The following is a 24,746-nucleotide window of genomic DNA, read 5'->3' on the forward strand; positions in this document are numbered from 1 at the left end:
CGTTCATCCTACATCGACCCCTGAATGTTCTTGGCTTCCCAATAGTTGAACACGGGTCCGTCGATGCACACGTACTGATGGCCGATCTGGCAATGGCCGCACTTGCCCATGCCGCATTTCATGTGACGTTCGAAGCTGCAGTAGATATGGTCGTAGCTGATGCCCTTCTTGCGCATCTCGTCGATGACGAAACGGTACATGACCGGCGGCCCGCACAACGCCCCGAACGTGTTGTCGGGATCCACTTCCAAATGTTCGAACGGCTTCGTGACCAGGCCCACTTCCCCGTCCCAGGTATCGTCGGGGTTGTCGACGGTCAAATACAGGTCGAAGTCCTTGCGATGGCGCCACATCTCGAACTGGTTGCGGAACATCACCTCGGAGGGGTTCTTCGACCCGTAGATGATGGTGACCTTGCCGAACTCGCTACGCTCGTCGTGGATGTTGTTGATGAGCGAGCGCAAAGGCGCGATGCCCAAACCGCCCGCAACCAGCAAGATGTCGTGGCCCTTCATGTCTTCGAAGGGGAAACCGCGGCCGAACGGCCCGCGCAAGCCCACGATGTCGCCGCACTGCATCTGGTGCAGCACCTCGGTGAACTTGCCCGTGCGGCGCACGCACAGCTCGATAAAGCCGTGCTTGGACGGCGAACTGGAAATGGAGATGGGGGCCTCGCCCACGCCGAAGATGGACACCTCCACGAACTGTCCGGGCTCGTGATGGAACGCATCGCGAATGCGCTCGTCGATCAGGCGAAACTCGAACAACTTCTCGGTTGCAGTCAGCTCCGTGATGGACGTGATGCGCGCCGGCCAGGGCCGGTACGGGTTCGACATCATCATCTCGGTCCCCGAAAGCGGAGCGGGACCGCCCGCGAACGGGCGCACCTGCACGGTGGACACAGCGCAGCTACTGGGCATCCTCGGCCCCCTTCCTCTCGAAGAACTCCAGCACCTCAATGGGATTGATGTTCGCCTTGCACGCCTTCACGCACCGGCCGCATCCCACGCAGAGCATGCGGTCGTGGTTCGCCAGAAAGCCGTTGAGCTTGTGGTACATGCGATGCCGTACGCGCGTGCGCCCGTCGCCGCGGAAGTTGTGGCCGCCGGCCACTTCGGCGAACTGCGGCGCCGTGCATGCGTCCCACACGCGCTCGCGCCGCCCGGTCTTGCCGTCCGGGTCGAACGTATCTTGAATATCGAAGCAGAAGCACGTGGGGCACACTGCCGAGCAGGCCGTGCACGAGAGGCACCGACCGCCCAGCTCGTCCCAGTACGGATCTTTATGGAACGCGTCCATGAGCATGGCCACGTCGGTGATATCGGGGATCGAGCCGTTGAAGGACTCCTGGCGCCGACGCGTGGCCTGACGGAACTCGAAACGGTCCTCGTCGGTTGCGACGCGCGGGTTGCAGGCGGCCTCCAAAATGTTCGCAGCCTCGACGCTCGAAATGCTCACCAGGTACTTGTCGCCAAGATCCTGCAGGAACAAGTCGTATCCGAAGCGAGCTTCGTCGGCATCCCACAAATGGCAGAAGCACGTGGCGGTGGGCATGCAGCTGATGCCCACGATGAGCGTCGCGTTGCGGCGAGCCACGTAGTACGGATCAGGGTAGCGACCGTCCTTGAACACCAAATCCAAGCGGTTGATGGCGTTGATGTCGCACGCATGGGCCCCGAAGATGACGCGCGGCGTGATCTCCGCCGCGAAGTCGGTGACCGAGTTGTCGGCAACATCGAACGTCATAAGGGTCTCGACCGGCGGCAGGAAGTACTTCTTCGGCGACGCGATGGTGGTCTCGTAGGCCAACTCCACGTCATCGGGCGAAGCGATGGCCTCGAAGGAATAGCCCTGATCGCTTTTGACCGGGGCCACCACCTCATAGGATTCCATGAACGCCGACACGAGCGCTGGCAACTCGGTTGCATCGATAACACGATAGAGCATGCTCTCGTCCGTTTCTCGTCTGGGTGAGCAGATGTATCGGGCATGGAAAGGCCCCTTCGTCGTTACCGAGCGAAGGGGCCTTTGGCGTTACCGGTCGTTCTCGACCCGCTTACGCAAAGAAGATGCCGATCTCGCGCTCGGCGGATTCAGGGGAATCCGATCCATGGATGACATTCTCGTCCATGATGAGACCGAAATCGCCGCGAATCGTGCCGGGGGCTGCTTCCGCCGGATTAGTGGCACCCATGAGCGCGCGGCACTTCGCCACGGCGCCCTCGCCGGAGATGACCATCTTGACCACCGGGCCGCTGGTGATGTAAGAGATCAGACCGTCGTAGAACGGCTTGCCCTCGTGCTCGGCGTAGTTAGCCTTCGCCTGCTCGTCAGTCACCATACCCAGCTCCATGCGCTCGACAACCAAGCCCGCGCGCTCGAAGCGGTTGACGATCTCGCCGATGTGACCGTTGCGCACGCCGTCCGGCTTGATCATGCTGTACGTCTTCTGAACTGCCATATTGTTCCCTTCTCTATCATGCATTATTGCAAACGTGAAGAAGGCGCGCGCGAACGCACGCGCCTTCGGTGAACCCTGTTAATTCTGACTGGGGAAATACAGATCAACGCTGGAAACCTTCCAGCCGATCGCATCGCGCACGAGCGACACCTTGTACTGCATGGCGCCGCCCTCGGCGGTCTTGGCCGTCACGTACACGGTGGAATCGCTCATGGACTTGTTCATGCCATCGATAGCGGGATTCGCATCCTGCACGACGGGCTCGACCATGGAAGCGGCCTTGCTGGAATCGACTTCGCTCGAGAACACGGTGCTCACCGCGTTCTGAGGATCGGCGAACAGCTGCTTGACCACCGTCTCCTGCGTCGGGTAGCCCCAGCCCTGCGTGTACAGGAACACGGCGGCGCCGAACGCGACCAGAATCAGCAGCACGATGGTCACGAGGATCTTGAGACCGACGTTGCGGCGCTTGCGATCCTGCTTGGCCAGGCCCTTCGACCACTGCTCGAGCTCTTCGTCGCTTGCGTTGAAGAAGCGATCGTCTCCGCCCGCAGCCCCGTAAGGGCTCGGCTGGGCGTAAGGGTCCGCGTAGTAGTACGGGTCCTGCTGCGCGCTGGCGTACGGATCCTGCTCCACGTACACCGCGGTTCCGTCGGCAGCCACGTCAAGGCCCGACATGTCGGCGACAGCCGGAACCGGAGCCATGACCTGCGTGATTTCCGACGTGCCCTGAGCCACGGCGGCTACGGCACGCTGGTAGTCAACGCTGGCGGAGTCGGAGAGGAAGTACGTCTTGTCGGCGATGGCCTCTTCGAAGGCCGCGGAGGCCTTCTGCATCTGGCCGCACGCCACGTACGCCTGACCGAGGTTCGCGTACAGCTTGTTGCGCGTGTCGGATCCCATGTCGAACTGCAACGCGCTCTCGTAGGACGCCACGGCATCCGAAGGCCTGTCAAGCGCCATGAAGCACACGCCCAGGTTCAGAAGCGCCTTGGTGGGATCGGGGTTGCCCTCGTCGAGCGCCGCCTCGCGAAACGCCACGCCCGCCTCGGCGGACTTGCCCAGCTTCATGAGCGCGCTGCCCATGCCGCTGTACGCTTTGTACGAAGCATCGTACTTCGCATCGGAAACGGCGATCTCGAAGTGCTTGACCGCGTCCTCGTAGTCATGCAGCGCCGCGTAGGCCATGCCCAAGTTGTAGTTCACCGCGCCGCACGCGTCGTACGCGGCATCGGCCGTGGCCTGCGTGTACGCATGGATGGCCTCGTTGGGATTGCGAAGCTTGATCAGGCAGTTTCCAATCTGATGGTACAGCTGGCCCATCTCGCCGGGGGCAAGGGGGCTGCTGGCATCCTGCAAGCACTGCGCATACGTGGACAGAGCGCTCTCGTAGTCTTTGCGCGCATACGCGGCGCGGGCTTGTTGGAATAACTCGTTGTTCATCTGATTCCTTCGGTCTTGGCGAAAACGCGCGAACGACGGTTAGTCGGCCACGTTCTCGATCTCGATGCCCAGGATCTCGTCGCCTACGCGCAGCTGGCCGATAACGTCCATGCCGTCGACCGTCTGGCCGAACACCGTGTAGCCCGAGTCCAGCATGGGCTGAGCTCCCAGGCACAGGTAGAACTGCGAACCGGCGGAGTTGGGATCCTGCGAGCGCGCCATGGCGAGCGCACCGTCAGCATGCTTGTTGTTGGGGTTCGTGGAGAACTCCTCTTTAATGGTGTAGCCGGGGCCGCCCGTGCCCAGACCGGCGAACGGATTGCCAGCCTTCGCCACAACCTCGTCGCAGGAGAGGTCACGCGTGTTCGGGCAGCCGCCCTGGATGACGAAGCCCGGAACGTGACGGTGGAACTTCAGGCCGTCGTAAAAGCCCTTGCGAGCCAGTTCGACGAAGTTGCCCACATGGATGGGGGCGTCGTTGCCCGCCAGCTGGACGCGAACGTCGCCCTTCGACGTCTTGATGACGGCGACTTCTTCGCCCGTCGGCTGGTATTCAGGAGTGTACTGCGCCATGTCGGCTCCTTCTATCTCGTTCGTCACGTTGTCGTGCATCCGCATGCAGACCGGATGGTTCGTTGCATACCAAAGGAGAAGTTTAGCAGGCCAACCGGCCATGCAGGCAAAAATCTTATAACATCCATGCGGTTTCAACCAGCGGTTGCCGCCTGTTTGCCCTTCTGTCAACCTCGAACTCCGGCAAGGCGTCGGCCGCGTGCGTCAGCAGCCGACGCGGTCGAACACGCTGACCACTTCCACGTGGTGCGTCTGCGGAAACAGATCGACGGGCTGCACCCGGCACAGACGGTAGCCGTTAGCCTCGAAGCGCTGCGCGTCGCGCGCCCACGTGGCGGGATTGCAGCTCACGTACGCGACCTTCGCAGGCGCGGCGGCGGCGATGCTCTCGACCACGCCGTCGGCGAGCCCCGCGCGCGGCGGGTCCACCACCAAGGCGTCAAGCTCGCCCAACTCGGGCAGCTCGCGGGCTGCGTCGCCCCCCACCACTTCGATGTCCACGCCGTTCATGTCGCCGTTGCGGCGCAGGTCGCGCACGGACGATCCGGCCGACTCCACCGCGATCACTTCGGCTCCCGCAAGCGCCAGCGGAACGGAGAACGTGCCGCCTCCGGCGTACAGGTCGGCTACCAAGGCGCCGTCGAGGGACGCCTGCCCGCCCAAACCGTCAATCACCTCGGCGATCAGCTTCTCGGCCTGCGCGGTGTTCACCTGGAAAAACGAAGGGGCGCTCGTCAAGAAGCGCGCACCGGCCAGCTCCTCTTCCCAGCAGCCCTTCCCGTCCAAGGTCTCGACGCCCTTGATCTTGCGGGCCTTGCCGGGATCGGCCATCACGCGAACGATGCTCGTAGCCTTGAGCGCGCTTTTGAGCATCTTGGCCATGTGGGCGCGCGGAAACGCGCCGGGCTCGACCCACAGCGCTATCTCCACGTCGCGCGTCCGCATGCTCGCGCGTACGCCCACGCGGAATATGCCCAAGTCCGACGACCCCTGCGCGAATCGCAGCGCGCCGCGCAGCGATTTGGGCGCCTTCTCGATGGCCTTGGCAGCCAGAGGACAGGTTTCGGGCGTGGCTATGTCGTGCGTTCCCTCGCGGTGAAAGCCCAGCAGAAACGTGCCGCGATCGTCGAACCGCGCGCCCAGCTCCAGCTTGTTGCGATAGCCCCACTGGCGCTTGCTGGGCAGACAGGGCCGTACCAGCTCCTCCGCGCGCTCGCGATCGACGTGCGCCGTGCGCACGAGCGCCGCCGCCACGTTGTCCCGTTTGGCCTTCAACTGCGCCTCGTAAGACAGATGGGCCCAGGCGCACCCCCCGCACGAAGCAGCGTGCGCGCAGACGGGCATCTGGCGCGCAGGCGACGCTTCCTCGATCGTCAGGATGCGCGCGCGGGCGAACGCCGGCTTCTCTTCCGTGATCTCGATGGTGACCACATCCCCCGGCGCACCGCCTTCGACGAATACCGTTTTCCCGTCGTCAAGACGGCCGACGGCCTCGGAGCCGTAGCCCATGCGATCGATAGCGATGGTTTGCTTCATGTTCGTGAGAATTCCTTGCATTGTTTTTCCGATTTGCATCATCATAGCGTATAATCAACCCCCGTGCCCTTGTAGCTCAGGGGATAGAGCGTCTGCCTCCGGAGCAGAAAGCCGCAGGTTCGAATCCTGTCAAGGGCACCAGTTGAATCATCGGGTCAGGCCACGTGCCTGGCCTTTTTCGTTTTCCGCAACCCGCCGCGCGGGCGCGCCTCACTCCACGTCGGACAGGATCTCGCCAGGCTCGTCGCCGGCGTCGAGGAACTTCTTGCGCGTGACGAAGTTCCACACCATCACGACGAACGTGGCGCCTATCTTCACCACCAGGTAGTGCACGCCCAAAAGCTCAACGCCCGCCCACATGCAGAAGTTGTTGATGCCCAAGCCTATCACCGACAAGACCACGAATATGACGAACTCTCGACGACGGCTCATGCCTTCTTTATGCTTGAACACATAGCGCATGGAGGCCACGTAGTTGAACACCACGGACACCGTGAACGAAACGGTGGCGCTTACCAGATAGTTGATGCCGAACGCCTCGGTGAGCAGGGCCAGCAAGCCGTAATCTATGACGAAGGCGATCACGCCCACCACGCCGAACTTCATGATCTGAGCGATCAGCTTCTTCACGTTCCGCCGTCCTTCCACCCGTCAGGGCCGCGCCCCGTGCGAACCGGGACGAGTCTAGGTTGCCGCGCCGCCTTCCTCGCGCGCCTTCTTCAAAAACTTGTCCATTGTGGCATAAACCCGGCGGATATCAAGCGGCTTGCTCAGATGTCCGTTCATTCCGCTCAGTCGGCTGCGCTCCTCGTCCTCCACGAAAGCGTTGGCGGTCATGGCAAGAATGGGAATGCAACGAGCGTCGGGGCGGTCGAGCTCGCGAATGGCGCGGGTGGCCTCGTATCCGTCCATCTCGGGCATCTGCACGTCCATCAACACAAGGTCGAAGTAGCCCGCCTCGGATTCGGCGAACACGGAAACCGCGCGAGCGCCCGTTTCGGCCGTGACCGCGCACGCGCCCGCCATCGACAGGATCTCGATGGCGATCTCGCGGTTCAGCTCGTTGTCTTCCGCCACCAGCACCCGCGCGCCGCCGAAGTCGTACGACGAAGATTCCGAAAGCCCGCTGTCAACCGAGGACGAAGCCGACCCCTTCCCGGACGCCTGGCCCAGCGGAAGCTCGACCGTGAACACCGACCCCTTCCCCAGCGTGCTCTGAAGCCCCACGCGACCCCCCATCATCTCGGCGAACCGCTTCGTGATGGCAAGGCCAAGCCCCGTTCCGCCATGCGCCCGAGCCGTGCAGGGGTCTCCCTGCTCGAACAGCGAGAATATGCTCTCGAAATGCTCCGGCCCGATGCCGCAGCCCGTGTCGATGACCGAGAACCGCACCCATAGAGCGTCGTCGCAAGCAGCGCGGGAACGTCCCGAAGCGCTATCGTCAGGACCCTCCTGCGCCAGAAGCCCCGAAGAGCGGTCTTCAGGGCCCGTCATCCGCTCGATCAGCAAGGTCACGCTGCCGCCTTCGGGGGTGAATTTGAAGGCGTTGCCCACCAGGTTGTACGCAATCTGGTTCAGCCGCAACACGTCTCCCGTGGCGAAATCGGGCAGATCGCCGGATTCGCACGTGGCGTAGTTCACCCCGTTTTCGGCAGCCTGCTCTTCGAACACGGCCGTGAGCGCGCTTGCAAACGCACGGAAATCGAACGGTTCGTCCTTGATCTCGATCTTGCCGCTTTCGATCTTGCTCATATCCAAAATGTCGTTGATGAGCGCCATCAGGTGGCGCGAGGACATGGTGACTTTTTCCAGGCAAACGCGCACCTTCTCGTCGTCGCCCATGTGCTCGAGCGCGATGGAGGTCATGCCCATGATGCCGTTCATCGGCGTGCGGATCTCGTGGGACATGCGCGAAAGGAACTCGCTTTTCGCCTGGTTCGCGCGCTGCGCCTGGTCGAGCGCGCTTTCCGCGCGCGCCTTCTCGTCGGCCAGCAGGCGCGTGTTCCGACGCGCCAGCAGGTAGTACACCAAGAAGATCGACCCGACGGCCAGCGCCAGCGCGCCGCCCATGATCACGGCGTTTTGCTGCAGCACGTCGCTCAAAGACGCAATGCTGTCGTCCACCGCCCCGTAGGGCATGGTGGTGCACAGGTACGTGTCGCCGCCCTCCATGGGCTTCAAGTACAGGTAGCGGTGCCCCGATCCTTCGGCGGACGTGAACGGCACAAGGCACGACCGCCCGTTCTGCACGGCCTCGCGCACATCGTCGATACCGTAACCGTCCTCTAGGCTGGAAAAGCTGCCCAGCTGGTCGAACAGGTTGCTCCCGTCCTCCAAGCCACCCGGGTCGCCTCCGATAATGCAGGTTCCGTCCGTCGTGATCACGCTCGACCGCGAGCGCCCGTTCGTCATGCCGAAGTCGATCCGATCGAACAGCCGGGAAGCGTCGAAGCTGGCGATGGCCATCGTGTACGTGACCGAACCGCAGGTGATGGGAGGTATGGCGTCAACCAGGATCACCGCGTCGTCGCGCATGATCGTGATGGACCCGCTGTCGTAGGTGCGCAGCTCTGAAATGCTCTGCGTAGCGGCGGTACCCGCGGCAAGGCTGTCGCAAGCCCCTTGCGCGGTGCAGTAGCTTCCATCGCTGGCTCGAAGCGCAAGAGAAAGGTACTGGTCGTTTTGCTGCTGGTCGGCAAGCACGGCGGCCACCTGATCCGCGGTTTCGGGGCGAAGGAGGTCGAGCGAGGTGCCCAACGTGTCAAGCTGGGCGAACTTGCTCTCGATGCTGGCCTCGTAGTGAGCGGCCACGCGGTCGCTCAACTCCTCAAGGTACACCTCGCTCACGGACCGAATGGCCGCATCCGTAGCCGAGCGCGAAGACACGACCGTATATGCAAGAGAGCACGCGAGCACAAGAACCAGGGCGAGGGCCAAGAGGGCGACGCCCCTGCGTTCGCTCGAGCGTTTAAGCAGCTCCATGAGGAAATACGCCACCTATCGGAATCGTTGAGAGTTTCCGCATTCTAGCACGCAGAACCCCGCGCTACCTTACTGTTGGGAAACAGCTTGCCAACCGTGTTTCATCCGGAGAATCACAAGGGCATCTGGCGCGCCGCGATGGTTTCGGGTAGGATGATCGACAATTCAACCGAGGAGAAGACCGTGCAGCAAAACACCGCCACCCAGACGACCGCCGAGCGCGCAACCATAGCCGTGCTCATCCCCTGCTACAACGAAGCCGTGACCATCGGAAAGGTGGTCGACGACTTCAAGCGCGTCCTGCCGGACGCCGACATTTACGTGTACGACAACAATTCCTCCGACGACACGGCCGCCATCGCGCGCGAGCACGGAGCCATCGTGCGCACCGAGCGCCGACAGGGCAAGGGAAACGTCGTGCGCCAGATGATGCGCGACATCGATGCGGACTACTACCTCATGGTGGACGGCGACGACACGTACCCGGCAGAAGCCGCACCCGCGCTGCTCGCCCCGCTCATGAACGACGAAGCCGACATGACCGTGGGCGACCGCCTGTCCAACGGCACCTACGGCGAAGAGAACGATCGCGCCTTCCACGGATTCGGCAACGATCTGGTGCGCGTGCTCATCAAGTGGATCTACGGGTTCAAGTTCTCGGACGTCATGACCGGGTATCGCGCCTACAACGCCGTGTTCGCGAAAACCATGCCGGTGCTCTCCCCCGGCTTCGAGATCGAAACGGAGCTCTCCATTCACGCCGTGGACAAGCGCTGGCGCATCGTCGAGGTGCCCATCGACTACCGCGACCGGCCCGAGGGGTCGGAGTCGAAGCTCAACACCTTCTCCGACGGCATGAAGGTGCTGCTCATGATCTTGTCCCTGTTCAAAGATTACCGCCCGCTGGCCCTGTTCAGCTGGCTGGCCCTGCTGTTCTGCGTCCTGGGACTCATTGCAGGCGTGCCGGTCATCGTGGAGTTCGCGCAAACGGGTCTTGTTCCCAAGCTTCCCTCCGCGCTCTTGGCGGTGGCGCTCGTGTTCGTGGGCATCCTGGCCTTTGCAAGCGGCCTTATTCTGGACACCGTGGTCAAAGGCACCCGCAAGGAGTACGAACTGCAGGTGACGGCGGCCTACGAGCGCCTGGGACGCCGCAACCGCCAGGCATAGAGGCTCGGGGCGCTCGTCGATCAAGACCGCTGCATCTCTCCCTTCGAACGCCGCCGAGCCGCCTTATCGTAGCAAATATTATATTAGTTTTTTAGTCATGGTTTTCAGGAGGACTTCCTGCCATACTAGAGCTTTGCCGAAACTGCTTCGGGCTTGAAAAACGCCCGTCGCGCCCGAAGCAGTTCGCGACAACCGCCGCTCATCCCCGTACAGAAAGCACCGCTTGCGCAAGATCGCTTCGGTCCTTGGCCGAGAAGCGGTATGAGACCTCCTGCGGCTGCCCCTGCGCATCCGCGCGCTCAACGCGCACGAACCTCAGCTCCACATCGCGATACCCCTGGCAAAGCAGGGCGTACGCGTAGCACTGCGCTTGAAGCAGATGCCGCTCCCGCACCAGATCGAGCGGCTCTTCGTCCCTGCCGCCCGTCTTGTAGTCGACCACCAGCGCGCGGCGCGCGGCGCCCTCGGGCCCGTCCGTGCACAAAAGATCGATCTCGCCTTCGAGAAAGCCCTCCCCCACGCGCTCGAAGAACGGCACCTCGGCGCGGCGAAGCGGCCAGGAGGAAGCCTCGGCGTACGTGAAGCTGCCAAACCAGCAGGCGCACGCAGAGCGCAAGCGCTCCTTCTGGCAAGGCGTCAGTCCGAAGGCGGCGGCGAAGGCGTTCAGGCGGGCTTCGTCGGGAACGCGGCCGGTTTCGACGGCGAACTGGGCCGCACGGTGAAACGCGCTGCCCAGCCCCGTAGCCTTATCGGCGTCGAGCGACCGTTCGGTCGCGTCCCCATCTTCCCGCATCAGCTTGCCGTCGGGACAAACGTCCCCATCGCCCAAGCCCGAGCGCTCCGATGCAGGAAGAGCCGGGGCCGTCGGCTCGCCTTCCCGAGCCAAGGCCGAATAGGAGAAGACGTCGCCGCGCCCGGCGCTCCACGGCTCGCACGCAGGTGCGTCGACGGGCGGCGACGGCACGACGAAGACGGCTTGCTCGGGCCGATCCCGCAAAGCGCCCTCTTCCAAGGCATCCGGCTGCACGAGCACCCGCTCGAACCGCGCGGGCTCGCTTCCGCCATACGGAAGCTGCGCCGATCCTTCGGGGAAGTCGGCGACGCCGCACAACGCGCTGCGCACGTCGTCTACGAGAGCCGCGTACGCAGGCGGCTTGCCCGCCGATGGAGCCTTCGCGTCCATAACGACCACGAGGGCTTCGCTTGCGCGCGTAAGCCCCACGTACAGCTTGCGGCGCGCTTCGGCCAGCTCTTCGTCCGCCGCGCGCTGCGCAAGCATCGCGCGGTAGGCGGACTGCGTGCACGAGCCGCTTCGGCCCTCGGCGCACGCGAACCCGCCGCCCTCGACCAACGCGCGGGCCGCGTCAAGGTCGGCGCTTTCCTCCAAGTCGCCCGCAAGCGGCATCTTGGACCGGCTCTTCACCTGCTCGAACGCATCCAAAGATGCGCCGGGAGCAAGCGAAGCCCGCGCCACGGACCCGCAAGCCTCCACCAGCAGCTTGCCCGCGCCCGCGCGCCCGTCGGCGAAGTCCGCAAGCGCCACGATAGGGAACTCGAGGCCCTTCGAGGCGTGAATGGTCATGATCCTCACCACGTCGCCGCCAGCGCCGGACAGGGCGCCGGGCGACTCCTTCAAGCCAACCGACAGCTCTCCGGCGAAGATGCGGGCCGTCGAAGCCAGGCCGGCATGGTGCTCGGCCTCCACGGACTCTATGAGGCGAACGGCCTTCAGCACGTTGGCCGCGCATGCCGTTCCCACAGCCCCCTGCTCTTCGAGGCGCGCCATCCAGCCGCTTCGAACCACGGCGTCGCGCACCACGGCGGACGCGGGAAGGACCCGCGCCAAACGCTGCGCGCGGTCGAAGAGCCGCACGGCATGGGCCAGCCGGGGAGCAAGCTCGTCCGAGCGGGAAGCCAACCGCGCGAAGCCCCGATCGAGGTCGCGACGGCGCACCCTGCCCGTATCCTGGTCCTCCTCGGTAGCCAGCTCCAAGAAGTCGTCGGCCGAAAGACGAACCATGTCGCTTGTCAGCACCTCGAACAGAGCAGCGGTGTTCGCCGGGTTCGCAAGCGCCTCCAGCAGTCGCGCCACCACGCGAACCTCAGGCGCCGAAGCGAACTGCGATCCGCCCGTCACCACGCATTCGAAGCCCTCGGCGCGCAGCGCTTCGGCGTACACGCCCGCGCGGCTCATCTTGCCCAACAGCACCACCATGTCGCCCGGAGCATGCCCGTCCTCGCGCAAAGACGCGAAGCGTTGGGCGATCTCCCGCGCACCGGCGCGCTTGACGTCGTCGATGCCCACGCCCGTGCCGCGCCCCGCCGGCTGCACGGCCAGCACCAGGTCGATGCGCGGTGCGCTCCCCCGGTAACGCGACGGGCGCGCATCGTGGGGTTCGAGCGACATGAACGCGTCGCCGAAGACCTGGGGCTGCTCGAACACGCGATCCACGAACGAGAGCACGTCGGCGTGACTGCGGAAATTCTTGGCAAGCTCCACGTAGAGCGCATTCACGTCGGCCGAGCGCATGACGCGTTTGTGGGCCTCGTACACGTTCACGTCGGCTCCGCGGAACCGGTAGATGGACTGCTGCGCGTCCCCGACCGTGCACAGATGGGCGAAGCGCAGGCCGGACAGGCGCGCGATCATGTCGATCTGCAACTGGCTGGTATCCTGAAACTCGTCCACCATGACCAGCTTGAAGCGGTCCTCGTAACGGCGAGCGATGTCGGGATGCTGCTCGAACGCAGCCAGCGTGCGCGTGAGCAGATCGTCGTTGTCCAGCTTGCACAGCGCCTGCTTGGATTGCTCGTAGCGCAGCGACACCTCGCGCGCAAGCTCTTTGAGGTCGGCCGCCAACGGGAAAGCCAGCCCCAGCGCGATCTGCCGAGCCGCGTCCTCGTACACGGCCTGGTACGCTTTGACCGCCTCTTTCACGGTAGCCTTGAAATTGCCCCCGATGCGCGGGCACCCTCCGAGCGCGCCCGCCAGCGCGCGCAGGGCCGCTATGTTGTCCGCTCCGGCGGCAGGCCCCGCAACGGAGCCGTAGCGGCAAAGAAATGCCTGAAGGGCCTCGATCGCGTCCGCGGCCTGCCCGCGCGCACGCTCGGCCGTAGCGCTGCCGCCCGCCTGCTCGAGGGCGGGCTGCACCGTTTCGTACGCGAGCAGAAGCTCGCGCGCAAGCGCAGACGCGCACGCGGGCTCGGGTCCGAAGTCCACGGCGTCAAGGCCTCCGCGCATGCTGGCGGCTTTGTCCAGCAACGTCGCCAGCATGGAGGCCACCGATGGAGCCGAGGGCAAGGACGACCGCGCGGGATACTCGTCGAACAGCGCCGCATAAGACCCGCGCGCGATGATGTCGTTGTCGTCGCCGAGCGCCGCGTCGATGGCGTCGGCCACCAGATCCGCGCGCTCCGCGTCCCCCACAATGCCAAATGCAGGGTCTATCCCCAAATCGAGCGCATGGGTGCGCAGGATGCGGGCGCACATGCCGTGGATGGTGGATATCCAGGCTCCATCCACTTTGAGCGCTTCTTCAACCAGGCCTTCCGCGCGCAAGGTGCGCTTGACGCGCGCTTTGATCTCGGCCGCCGCCTTCTCGGTGAACGTGATGGCCAGCACTTCGTCCATGCCGCCGGCTGCCGGCCCGCTTTCCGGCAGCAGCGCGTACGCGATGCGCTGCGTGAGCGTGAAGGTCTTGCCCGATCCCGCCCCCGCAGACACGAGCAACGGTCCTTTCACGTGCTCGATGCTTTCGCGCTGACCAGGCGTGCAGGTACGCAAGTCCATGGATCAACGCCTCCTTTCGCACGTGAGGACCGGACAATGGCCGCAGGGGTCTTCGCCGCGCGGATCAGGCGCTATATCCCCGCGGGAAAGCGTGCGAACAGCCGCTTCGATACGCTGCTCCACCACGTCAAGAAGCTCCTGGAACGTCGCCGCGCCCACAGCCTCTCCCGCCGGGCCCGGAACGCCGCACGCCTGCATGTCGAGCCCCGGAACATCCGACTCGCCCACGACGCTGCGGTCCACGGCGCCCGCCACGCGAGCCGCCTTGCCGTACGACACGTACAGAGCGCCCACAACATCCAAGCCCAGCGAACGTCGCGCAACCTGCGCGTACGCAAGCGACTGAATCTTGTGCGGGAGCACGGCTCCGCCCGCCTGCGCCGCCTCCGACGCGGACGCGAGCGCGTAGTCGCCCGTGAGCGACCCCTTGTAGTCGATGACCACCGCTTGACCTCGATCGTTCACGTCAATGCGGTCGATGCTGCCGCGCAACAGGCATCCCGCGTACGCGAACGGCTCGGCCTCGCCGAAATCGAGCTCGAAGCAGGTCGGCTTGAAGCCGGGAAGCAGAAGCGCCTCCCGATCAAGGTAGCCCAGCAGCCTTTTGCGCAGATCGGCCACTTCCGATTCCTCGAACTTCGTCCGGGGGATCAGCGGATTGCGGTTGCGCTTGAGCTCGCGTTGAAAGCCCAGGTGCCGGTCGAACGTAGCGCTCAGAAGCTCCCGTGCGCGCGCCAGGTTGTCCTGGGTCACTTTAGCGTTGCCCGCTTCGCGGAAGCGCTCGTAGAAGCTTTTGAGCACCCCGTGAGAGAAGCTGCCCATCTCAAGCGGCCCGAACCCCGCGTCAGGCTCCGACAGGCGCAACCGGCGCAGAGCGAACCATTTGTACGGGCACTCCAGATAGCTTTCCAGAGCAGACGGCGAAAGGGCCGGTCGGTCGTCGCCGCCCGCGCCCCGCGGAACCACGATGTGCGAACGCAGGGGCTCGGACACCTCGCCGGAAGCGGGGACAGGCCACGCCAACGGCTTTCGAGCATCGCCCGCCGGCCGGGGCGCGAGGTTCGCGTGCAGCGCCTCCTCTCCCGCGCCGCGCGCATGCGGAACAAGGCTGCAAGGAAGTCCCGTGGCGCGATCCGAGGCCCCGTCCCGACCGTCGGACGCCCGGTAACAATCGAGCAGTTCCTCGTACATGACCGCAGGGTACGCCTCGTCCGCGTCCTCGGTGTTGAGCGGGCGCTCCAAGACCGCAGCGGAGCGCCCGCAGGACAGCGCGCGGAAAAACGTCCGGCGACCTTGCGCCAGCGCATCGCGGCAGCGCCCCAAGCCCAGCTTGTCCAGCAGCAAGGTCGCGCCGTCCTCGGCCGCCCGCACGGGATAGGAACGCGCGTCCATGTCGCACAGCACAAGCGTCGAGCACGAGCACGCCGCGCGCTCGGCCACGTCGGCAAGCGAAAGAAACACCGCTTCGGGCTGCCGCTTCCCTTCAAAGGAAGGGTCCGCCGTTCGAAGGCTCGCGCGAACCGTCGCGCGCTCCAGAAGCGGGCGCGCCGCCAAGGCGTCGGAGCCGGTGCGAGCGCATGCGGCCGCAAAGGAGCGAGCCGCCGAAACGGCAGCAAGCTGCTCCGAGCGAAACGACGCGTCAAGATCGATGCGACGGCGAAGGCGATCCTCGAAGCACGCAAGCGCACCGTCGACGTCGCCGCGCCGAAGCGCGGCCAGGGCGCACGCCGCAACCTCGCTCGCGTCCGACAGATCGCGCACGACGCGCTCCCGATCCGTTGTCCGATCGCCGCGCCACGCCGCATCGAGCTCGCACGCCGCGCGCCTCCCCAAGCCCGAAAACGCGCTGAACGCGAAATCGGAAGCCAGGGTCAAGCGGCAAGAATCGTCGCTCGCAAACGCCCACAGCGCCAGAAACGAGCACCCGAACGCCGTATCCGCGAACGACCGGCGCGAAGACGCCGCCGCGCATATCCCGCTGACAGCCAAAGGACCCGCCAGCTCGTCGAAAAGGGCGCGCGGATCGCGAGCGGACACGACCACCGGCAGCGGCGCGCGCCCTTCCTCGCGCGCCGCTGCGCGCTCGGCGGCAACGGCCTCGGTCACGCACGAGAGCACCAGCCCGCAAGCCGCATAACGGCCAGCCGGCAACAGGAAACGCACGGCGCCCGTCGGCTCGAGCGGACCCTCCTCCTGCGGCAAGAACAACCGGTCGAGCAGCGACGTCAATTCGGGCGAACGGCCAAGCGACGACGACGGCGCACGGCACCCGTCGTCAAGGCGCACGACGTCGCCCCGCTCGGCAAGCGCGTCGAACAGCTCGCCGTACGCCTGGCCGATGTCGTCGAATCCCGCCAAAACAAGCGGAGGGAACGCGCAATCGCACCTGGAAAGCGCGCAAGCCGCCTGGGAGCGTTCGCACAGCGACAGCTCGTCGAGCAAGCCGGCGTAGCGCCCGAGTACCGCGAGCGCCCCGCGCTGCGCTGCGCTCAGCTCGCGCTGGCGCTCGTCGCACGCAAGCGCATCCAGCAGAGCCGGGAGCGATTCGCGAGCAAGCCCCGCCAAAAGAGAGACCGTGCCCGGCGTGGGCTCCACGGCATTGCCGCGTGCCCGCATCTCAAAGCAGGCTCGCTGCATCAGAAGGTCGCGCTCCCCGCCCTGCACGAGGGCGCGCCCGTCTCCGTAGATCTCCCATTGGTCCGCCACCCAGGAGTCGGGGGTTTCCACGCGCACGCCGAACGAGCAGGAGCCGTCCGCAAGAGCGCGCCGCAACCGCAGGACCGCGGCGGGCGTCGGCGCCAACAGCACGGGCACGCGCCCTGCGGCGCACCACGGAGCGAGCGTTTCGGAAATCGCGAAAAGCACGTCTTCCGCGTTGTCGAATGTCATGTGTTGGTAAGGCATGCCGTCATTGTAGCGCCCGAGCGCCCCTGCATGCGCTAGAATGGCGGCATGCAGAAGAACACCTTGAAATACTCGACCCTCGTATTCCTGGGTGGAGCGAGCTACGGCGTCATGGCGGCAACGGTCAAGATGACGTACGCCGCAGGTTTTTCCTGGACGCAAGCGGTGGCAAGCCAGGCCCTGTTCGGCACGCTCCTATTCGCCATCGCCCTTGCCGTGTCGCTCGGGCGCGGACGCAAACCGGCGCCCCTGACCCCGAAGCGCATCTTGTCGTTGATGGGACTGGGCCTGAACACCTGCGCCACGTGCGTGCTCTACAACCTTTCCCTCACCATGCTTCCGGTTTCGGCGGCTCTTACCATGCTGTTCCAATTCACGTGGATCGGCATTGTCATCCAGGTAGCAGTTACCCGGCGCAAGCCGCAGGCAGCCGAGCTGGTGGCCGCGGTCGCCATCCTTGGCGGGACGCTTTTCGCAAGCGGGATGTTCTCGAGCGCGGTCGGGGAGCTGAATCCGATCGGCATCCTCTGCGGACTGGGATCCGCCGTCAGCTGCGCGCTGTTCATGTTCTTCTCGAGCCGCGTGGGATGCGGCCTTCCGCCTATCCAGCGAGGGCTCGTGGTCTGCCTGGGCGCATGCGTGCTCGGATTCGCCCTGTGCCCGGACTACTTCGCCAGCGGTGCGATTCAAGCGGGCATTTGGAAGTACGGGCTGGTGCTGGGGCTGTGCGCGCTGTTCGTCCCCGTCATCTTGTTCGGCATCGCCACGCCCCATCTTTCGACGGGACTCTCCACCATCATGGCTTCGTCCGAGCTGCCCTGCGGCATCGCCATTTCGGCGGTTCTCGTTGGCGAGTCGGTGGACGCCCTGCAGCTTGTCGGGGTGATCGTCATCCTGATCGGCGTCGTGGTGTCGCAGCTTCCCAGCCTGCTTCCCGCGAAAACGGCAGCAGAGCCGCAATCCCCGAACTAGCCCGAGCGGCCCCGTCCCGACCCTGCGGGCAACCCGAATCGAAAACGTGGGCGCGACACGAAAAAGCGCGAACCCCCAATGGATTCGCGCTCGACGAATTGTCGTTCAAAAAAGGAAACCACCCCGGAAGGTGGTTTGCCTGTATCCACGATGGTGCCCCCAACGGGAATCGAACCCGTGTCTCAGCCTTGAAAGGGCCGCGTCCTGACCTCTAGACTATGGGGACGGTTGCGTTTTCGTCTCCGAAAAGCAGCCTGAATATTATTGCAAAGGTTTCCTCAAATTGCAAGAGAAAATTTTGGAGGAATATTTCAGGGCTTTTTCTCCTGCGCGCCACGGCGTCAACGAAGCGCGGCCGTTTGCGGTATGATAGACGGCATGGACAACGAAACCAAGTCAACACCCCTGTCGCCGGACGTCGAGAAACCCGGCGCATCCTCGGACGAGGCCCTTGAGGCGCGCGCTGGGCAATCGCTCGAAGCCGAAGCGGAGCCGGCAGCCGACGTTGCACTCGCCCCGGTGGAGCCGAAATCCGAAGAGCCTCGCAAGCCCCTCGTCATCGTCATGCACGCCTCCGTCGGTTCGGGGCACCGCAGCGCCGCGAACGCCGTGGCTCAGGCGTTCGACCTCATGCGCGACGAGCGAAACGCCCATGCCCGAACGGATGCCGATCAAACCGACGAGACGCTCGCCAGCCTGGTCTCCGAGGATCTGGAAGTCGAAGTGCTCGACGTGCTCGATTTCGGCCGCGTAGTGTTCGACGGAAACAAGGCGGCATCGCTGTTCACGGGCGCAACGCGACCCATCTACGACCTCACCTGGCGCTTCACGCTGACCGGCCGCCTTCTTTGGGGCGGCGGAACTATATGGAACCATCTCATGTACGGCGCGTTCACCGACTACGTGGAGAAAAAGCAGCCGATCGCGGTGGTCTGCACGCATATCACCGCAGCCAACGTTGCAACGGCCGCGCGCATGCTGACCGGGCAGCGCTTCCCCATCGTCTGCGTTCCCACGGACTACGAGACCGAAGGCCTTTGGCCCCATCGCGCCGCCGACCTGTTCTGCGTGGCGAACGAATCCATGGCCGAAACGCTGCGCCCGCGCAAGGTTGCCGAAGATCGCATCCTCATCACGGGCATCCCCACGCGCGACGATTTCCGCCGCGACTACGATCGCGTCGCCACGCGCGAGCGACTGGGGCTTCCCCAGAACAAGCGCGTCGTGCTCGCGCTGGCCGGCGCGTACCTGCCGCAGCCTTACGTGCACTTCCGCACCGCGCTCGACAAGCTGCTGCCCTACCTGCACAGCCTGAGCGGCACGCTGCACTTCGTGTTCATAGCAGGAAACGACGCCGAGTACGCACGGCATCTTCGCCAAGAGTGCCAGGAACTGAGCATCGAAAACGTCACGGTGCTCGATTACGTAGAGGGAATGGCCGCGCTCATGGCTGCAAGCGACCTGGTCATCTGCAAGTCGGGCGGCCTTACGGTGACGGAATGCCTGTGCTCGCAGGTGCCGATGATCCTTTTGGGCCGCGCGTACGGCCAAGAGAAGGTCAACGTGCAAATGCTCACCTCGCTCGGCGCGGCCATGCACGTGACCACGGCGCGCGAGCTTCTTGACGCTTTGCGCCACATCGCGAAGAGCCCCGACAGCGCCCGCGCCATGCTAGTCAACGGAAGCTTCCTGCGGCGGCCGAACGCGGCCCGCGACATCGCAGCAGCCACGTTGCGCCTGGCCGCTGCGCCGAAAAACGGCGACGATCCCATCTATCGCAAGCATTTCCTACATTTCTACTGGGGCGACAAGCCCGCACACATTCGCTAAGGAGAATCATGTTGCAATTCAACGAACTCGGCCTGTCCGACCAGGCCCTTGAAGCCGTCGCGCGCCTGGGCTACGAAGCCCCGACGCCCGTTCAGGAACAGGCCATTCCGCTCGCGCTGGAAGGACGCGACCTCATCGCTGCGGCCAAGACCGGCACCGGCAAGACTGCTGCGTTCTCGCTGCCCTCCCTCGACCGTCTGGAACACGCGAAGGGCGGCCAGGGCCCGCTCATGCTGGTGGTCACGCCCACGCGCGAACTGGCGCAGCAGATCGGCGAGGTGTGCACCGCCATCGCCACCTCCACGCACCATCGCATCCTCACCGTGGTGGGCGGCCTGTCCTACGAGCCTCAGATCAAGAAACTCAAGCACGGCGTCGACGTGCTCATCGCCACGCCCGGACGCCTGGTTGACCTCATGGAACAGCAGGCGGTCCGCCTGGGAGACGTGGAAGTGCTCGTGCTCGACGAAGCCGACCGCATGCTGGACATGGGCTTTTGGCCCGCCATGAGAAAGATCATCGGCGCTACGCCCACGACGCGCCAGACGCTGCTGTTCAGCGCCACCATCGACGCCTCCATCAAGAACAGCGTGGGAAAGCTGCTGCACGACCCCGCTTTCGTAGAGATCGCGCACAAGGGTGAAACGGCCGACACGGTGGATCAGTACGTCATCCACGTGCCGCAAGCCGTGAAGCCGGCGCTGCTCAAAGCCGTGCTCGCCGAGAAAGGCGCCGATCGCGTCATCGTGTTCGCCCGTACCCGCAGCCGCGCTGACGCCACCTGCCGGCGTCTCAAGCGCGCCGGTTACTCGGTCGAGGCCATCCACTCCGACCGCAGCCAAAACCAGCGCCGCCGCGCGCTCGACAACTTCGCCGCCGGAACGACCGGGATCCTCGTGGCCACCGACGTGCTGGCGCGCGGCATCGACGTGGAGGAAGTCGAGTACGTGGTGAACTACGACCTGCCCACTCAGCCCGAGGATTACGTGCACCGCATCGGCCGCACGGGTCGCGCAGGCGCCGCAGGCTACGCGGTGTCCTTCGTCAGCCCCGAAACCGTCGATGCGCTGCGCGACATCGAAAAGCTCATCAAGCGCCCCATTCCGGAAATGCAGCTCGCCTCGTTCGACATGCAGGAGGCCGAGGAAGACGCCGTTGCCAAGGCGCAGCGCGCCGACGCCCGCCGAGACCCGGAGATCAAGCAGGCGGCCAAGGAGCAGGCGGCTCGCGAGCGCAAGAAGGCGAAGGCGCGCGAACAGGCTCAAACGGAATCGACGCCGAACGCCGGCGGGCCGAAGCGCCGCGGCGGCAAGAAGCCAGCAGGAACGCAGGGAGCGCAGCCGAACAGGCAAAACCCCGGACAAGCCAAGTCTCAGCGCGCCGGCGGCAACGCCGCCAAGCCCGCCGGGCGCAGCACGAGCAGCGGGCGTCCGACCCAAAGCGGCTCGCCCAAGCGCACCGGAGCCGACCTGCGCCCGGGACGCGCGCATCGCGCCGACGTTGCCCAGCAGCGCTCCAACGGACGCGGCAAGCGTCGCTAGCCCGCACACCGCACACCGCACACCGCACACCGCACACCGCACACCGCACACCGCACACATTGTCGCCCGAAACGCACGGTTTTCCCTTCGATTCCGTACGTTTCGGGCGACAATTCGTTTTACGTCGCCGTTACGGCACGCTTTTCGTGGCGATCACCGCCACGCCGGTACCGCAAGCATCTTCGATCAGCACCGCACCGGCTGAAACAGGCGCCTCCAGTCGCAGCGCGCCAAGCGCGGCCAGAACCTCGGCCATGCGGTCCTTCGGCACCGGTTGCGCGGTCTTCACGCTCACCGGCTCCAGACAACCCGCAACGGGAAGCACCGCGGTCACCATCCGCTCGGGGCTGACGGCCTCCTGCGCCGCGTACTCGGCTCCGCGCTTGCACGTGTGACCGGACACCTCGGCCACGGTTCCATCCTCGGCAAACGACACCTCCACCGGGCACCCCAGCGGGCAGCGAATGCACGTGAACACGGCAACGTCGGTCGCGAACTGCATCAGTCGGCACCTCCCCCGGTCATAGACGGGACAGAAAGCGCTCGATCCCCGTCGCCTGCGCCCTCGACGCGTACCCGCACGCTCTCCCAACGGACAAGCTCAGCCGCGCTCACGGGAATCTGGACCATCTCGGCAGGCACGGCGACCATCGTCTTCGCTCGCTTGACCGTATGCGCGCGCCCGTGCGCATCGACTCCCTCCACGACGAATCGAGGATTGCGAACGGAGCGCGAAACCCGCAGAGAAAGCGCCACGTTGCCGCTCGGGGAACCCGCCGCGTCCACGGCATGGGGAACCACGTAGCGCACGCCCTGAGCGGCCAACACGGGCACCGACGCGCGCCGGCGCTCGCGGCGCGCGTCGACCTCGCCAAGCGCGTAAGCCGCAGCGGAAGCGCCGGCAAGGTCGCCCTCGGCAGACGCATGGTCCGCCAAATCGTGCACGTGCAGCGCGTTTCCGCACGAGAACAAGCCTGCCACGTTGGTTTCCAGCCGGCTGTCCACGCGCGCACCGCCGGTGACGGCGTCCAGTTCCACGCCGGCCGTCCGAGCCAGCTCGTTTTCGGGAAGCAGCCCCACCGACAAAAGCAGCGTATCGCACGCCACCCGCTGCTCGGTACCGGGAATCACCTGCACGGTATCGGGATCCACATCCGACACGTACACGGCGCTCAACCGGCCTTCGCCCTCCAAGCGCGTGACCGTGCGGCTCAGGAACAGCGGTATGCCGAAATCGTCCAGGCATTGGACGACGTTGCGACGGAGCCCCGACGGATGGGGCATGAGCTCGTAGACGCCCGCCACCTCGGCCCCTTGCGAAACCAACCGTCGCGCCATGATGAGCCCGATGTCACCGGACCCCAAGATGACCGCGCGTTTTCCCGGCAAGCACCCTTGCAGGTTCATGAAGTTCTGAGCGCTGCCCGCGCTGAACACGCCGGACGGACGCGACCCTGCCACGTTGAGCGCGCCCAAACCCCGCTCGCGCGATCCCGTTGCCAGAACCACGGCCCGAGCACGGACCGCATACGCGCCGCGAGGACCCACCACGTGAACCGAGAACAGCCCGTCGGCTTGTTCCTGGGGCGCATCGATCGACGTCGCCGTAGCGTCTCGCAGCACGCAAACGCCGGATGCGTTCGGCAAGGCAAGCTGATCGGCCTCGCGCTGGGCGTACTCGGGACCCGTCAGCTCCACGCCGAACCGATGCAGTCCGAATCCGTTGTGCACGCACTGCTTGAGAATGCCGCCCAGCTTTGCCTCGCGGTCGATCAGCACCACGCGAGCGCCGTGCGCCGCCGCCGCGCGCGCCGCCGCAATGCCGGCCGCGCCGCCGCCCACTACGGCGACGTCGCACTCCCGGGCCATAGCGGGCGCACGCTCGACGCTTGCAGCGCTCGCAGCTTCGCTGCCCTCGAAGCCCTGCACGACGCTCGCGTAGTCGGCGCGCGCCGATGCCACCACGGGCGACCCCGGCAGGCGCTTGTCCAGGTGATCGGGGGTCACGCCCGTTTCGCGCGCGACGATCTTCGCGATCTCGGGCGAGCAGAACCCGCCGTGGCAACGGCCCATCATGGCGCGCGTGCGCCATTTGAGCGCATCGAGCGACAGAACGGGCAACGGCCCCCGCAGGGCCGCAACCAATTCCGCTTCGGTCACCTGGCAGCATCGGCACACCACATGGCCCCAGCGGGCATCGCGCGCAACCGCTGCGGCGCGCTCGGCCTCGTCCATGTTCGCAAACGCCTTGCAAGCCTCTCTTCGGGCACGAAACGACTCGTTGACCGGGGCGTCCAGCAGCGCGGCGACCTCGCCTGCGATATGCTCTCCCACGGCAGGCGCCGACGTGAGTCCCGGAGAGTCGAAGCAGGCCACGTTGAAGAACCCCGGGGCATCGTCGGGCTGGCCGATCACGAAGTCGTACCCTTCGGCGTTCGACGCGCGAAGGCCGGCAAAGTTGGTGATGAGGCCGCGCCCGTTCGCCTCCGGCCACGTCTTGCGCGCGGCGTCCAGCACGAACCGCAAGCCTTCGGCCGTCGTCGACGCGTCGGTCTTGTCGGCCTGGTCCACTGCGTTGGGGCCCACCAGCAAGTTGCCGTGCACCGTAGGGGTTACGAGCACGCCCTTCCCCGCCGACGACGGCGCCTGGAACATGGTGTGCGAGAACACGGACCCCTTGTCCGTGTCGTACAGGCAGTACTCGCCCCGTCGCGCCACGATGCGCAGCTTGCGGGCACTGACCATGTTGTTGATCTCGTCGGAGAACACGCCGGCAGCGTTCACCACCGCGCGCGCCGCCATCGTCAGCCCGCCAGCGGTGCTCACGCGGTACCGATACGGAGCAGCGCTTCGGCGCACCTGCCCGCGCCGCCCGGCAACGCGCTCCGCCGCTGCTTGCTCCTCAGCGGTCAAGCGATCGAGGCCCGTCACGCTCTGCTCGAACAGAAAGGCAGCGCCATGCAGAGCCGCCTGCTCGGCAGCGAACAGCGCCACCTCGTAGGGATCGCATATAGCGCCCGTTTCGGCAAGCAGGCCGCCGCGAACCTGCGACGAGACGGAGGGCTCGAGCGCCCGCACGGCAGCCGCATCGAGCTCGCGCACCCCTTCGATGCCGTTTCGGGCAGCCCGCTCGACCAGCTGACGCACCGCGGCCAGCTCCTCGTCGGAGAACGCGAGCACCATCGACCCGTTCCGACGATACGAAAATCCCAATTCATCGGCCCAGCGGGAGAACAGTTGCGAGCCCCGTGCATTGAACCGCGCCTTGAGCGTACCGGGAGCAGGATCGTAGCCGGCATGCACGATCCCCGAATTCGCGCGCGTTGCACCGCACGCCACATCGTTTCCCGCTTCGAGAACCGTGACGTGAACCCGCCAGCGAGCAAGCTCGCGCGCCACGCAAGCGCCCGCCACGCCCGCACCGATAATCGCAACGTCCGTTGTGAGAAAAGATTCAGTATCCATGTCGTTCAGCTTACTATTTATCCCCGTTGGGCGAAAGAGCGAACTTGGCTTGCGCGAATAACGGTATCGTAGGCGCAACGAA

16 protein-coding genes and 2 tRNA genes are annotated in these 24,746 nt (G+C 65.3%); 5 read left to right on the plus strand and 13 right to left on the minus strand.

The window, feature by feature from the left end:
• Window positions 1-8 precede the first annotated feature (8 nt).
• From LG373_RS06615 to rlmD, 6 genes are all read right to left on the minus strand, one after another.
• Window positions 9-920: an FAD/NAD(P)-binding protein gene (locus LG373_RS06615; protein ID WP_216528675.1), complete on the minus strand. Its 912-nt coding sequence runs from the start codon at window positions 918-920 to the stop codon at window positions 9-11.
• Window positions 910-1,947, minus strand: a complete 1,038-nt coding sequence (locus tag LG373_RS06620) for a 4Fe-4S dicluster domain-containing protein (protein WP_216528676.1) — start codon at window positions 1,945-1,947, stop codon at window positions 910-912. The genes LG373_RS06615 and LG373_RS06620 overlap by 11 nt, the downstream gene beginning before the upstream one ends.
• 109 nt (window positions 1,948-2,056) lie before the next feature.
• Window positions 2,057-2,461, minus strand: coding sequence for a nucleoside-diphosphate kinase (gene ndk / locus LG373_RS06625; RefSeq protein WP_114567427.1), 405 nt, complete (start codon window positions 2,459-2,461; stop codon window positions 2,057-2,059).
• A gap of 78 nt (window positions 2,462-2,539) precedes the next feature.
• Complete coding sequence (locus LG373_RS06630; protein WP_225749351.1) at window positions 2,540-3,904, minus strand: tetratricopeptide repeat protein; 1,365 nt, start codon at window positions 3,902-3,904, stop codon at window positions 2,540-2,542.
• 39 nt (window positions 3,905-3,943) lie between these two features.
• A complete protein-coding gene (locus LG373_RS06635; RefSeq protein ID WP_114567475.1) occupies window positions 3,944-4,477 on the minus strand; it encodes a peptidylprolyl isomerase in 534 nt (177 codons plus the stop codon).
• A 204-nt stretch (window positions 4,478-4,681) separates the two neighbouring features.
• The gene (rlmD, locus tag LG373_RS06640; protein WP_225749352.1) at window positions 4,682-6,013 is read right to left on the minus strand and encodes a 23S rRNA (uracil(1939)-C(5))-methyltransferase RlmD; all 1,332 of its coding nucleotides are present in this window, start codon (window positions 6,011-6,013) and stop codon (window positions 4,682-4,684) included.
• Between the two features lie 65 nt (window positions 6,014-6,078).
• Here rlmD and LG373_RS06645 point away from each other — a divergent pair.
• Window positions 6,079-6,154, plus strand: a tRNA-Arg gene (locus LG373_RS06645).
• 69 nt (window positions 6,155-6,223) lie between these two features.
• Here the strand turns inward: LG373_RS06645 and LG373_RS06650 are convergent.
• Window positions 6,224-6,643, minus strand: a complete 420-nt coding sequence (locus tag LG373_RS06650; RefSeq protein ID WP_114567432.1) for a GtrA family protein — start codon at window positions 6,641-6,643, stop codon at window positions 6,224-6,226.
• 54 nt (window positions 6,644-6,697) lie between these two features.
• The gene (locus tag LG373_RS06655; RefSeq protein WP_225749353.1) at window positions 6,698-8,995 is read right to left on the minus strand and encodes an ATP-binding protein; all 2,298 of its coding nucleotides are present in this window, start codon (window positions 8,993-8,995) and stop codon (window positions 6,698-6,700) included.
• A gap of 153 nt (window positions 8,996-9,148) precedes the next feature.
• Between LG373_RS06655 and LG373_RS06660 the strand changes: the two genes are divergently transcribed.
• A complete protein-coding gene (locus tag LG373_RS06660) occupies window positions 9,149-10,162 on the plus strand; it encodes a glycosyltransferase family 2 protein (protein WP_225749354.1) in 1,014 nt (337 codons plus the stop codon).
• 199 nt (window positions 10,163-10,361) lie between these two features.
• On the opposite strand, the gene LG373_RS06665 is transcribed toward LG373_RS06660, so the two are convergent.
• Together LG373_RS06665 and LG373_RS06670 are read right to left on the minus strand one after the other, a co-directional pair.
• Window positions 10,362-13,952, minus strand: coding sequence for a UvrD-helicase domain-containing protein (locus LG373_RS06665; protein WP_225749355.1), 3,591 nt, complete (start codon window positions 13,950-13,952; stop codon window positions 10,362-10,364).
• Window positions 13,953-13,955: 3 nt separating this feature from the next.
• Window positions 13,956-16,841 carry a PD-(D/E)XK nuclease family protein gene (locus LG373_RS06670; RefSeq protein WP_225749356.1) on the minus strand — a complete coding sequence of 962 codons (2,886 nt, stop codon included), beginning with the start codon at window positions 16,839-16,841 and terminating at the stop codon, window positions 13,956-13,958.
• A gap of 63 nt (window positions 16,842-16,904) precedes the next feature.
• On the opposite strand from LG373_RS06670, the gene LG373_RS06675 reads away from it, so the two are divergent.
• Window positions 16,905-17,828, plus strand: coding sequence for an EamA family transporter (locus LG373_RS06675; protein WP_216529880.1), 924 nt, complete (start codon window positions 16,905-16,907; stop codon window positions 17,826-17,828).
• Between the two features lie 151 nt (window positions 17,829-17,979).
• On the opposite strand, the gene LG373_RS06680 is transcribed toward LG373_RS06675, so the two are convergent.
• Window positions 17,980-18,054 (minus strand) — tRNA-Glu (locus LG373_RS06680).
• Window positions 18,055-18,206: 152 nt separating this feature from the next.
• Here LG373_RS06680 and LG373_RS06685 point away from each other — a divergent pair.
• Window positions 18,207-19,658, plus strand: coding sequence for a glycosyltransferase (locus LG373_RS06685; RefSeq protein ID WP_225749357.1), 1,452 nt, complete (start codon window positions 18,207-18,209; stop codon window positions 19,656-19,658).
• A gap of 8 nt (window positions 19,659-19,666) precedes the next feature.
• Complete coding sequence (locus tag LG373_RS06690) at window positions 19,667-21,199, plus strand: DEAD/DEAH box helicase (protein ID WP_114567436.1); 1,533 nt, start codon at window positions 19,667-19,669, stop codon at window positions 21,197-21,199.
• Between the two features lie 130 nt (window positions 21,200-21,329).
• On the opposite strand, the gene LG373_RS06695 is transcribed toward LG373_RS06690, so the two are convergent.
• Window positions 21,330-21,701 (minus strand): DUF1667 domain-containing protein, encoded by a 372-nt coding sequence (locus LG373_RS06695; protein ID WP_114567437.1) that lies wholly within the window; start codon window positions 21,699-21,701, stop codon window positions 21,330-21,332.
• Window positions 21,701-24,664, minus strand: coding sequence for an FAD-dependent oxidoreductase (locus tag LG373_RS06700; protein ID WP_225749358.1), 2,964 nt, complete (start codon window positions 24,662-24,664; stop codon window positions 21,701-21,703). The genes LG373_RS06695 and LG373_RS06700 overlap by 1 nt, the downstream gene beginning before the upstream one ends.
• Between the last annotated feature and the right edge of the window lie 82 nt (window positions 24,665-24,746).

It is taken from the genome of Paraeggerthella sp. Marseille-Q4926, from assembly GCF_916618935.1.
Lineage (GTDB): Bacteria > Actinomycetota > Coriobacteriia > Coriobacteriales > Eggerthellaceae > Paraeggerthella > Paraeggerthella hominis.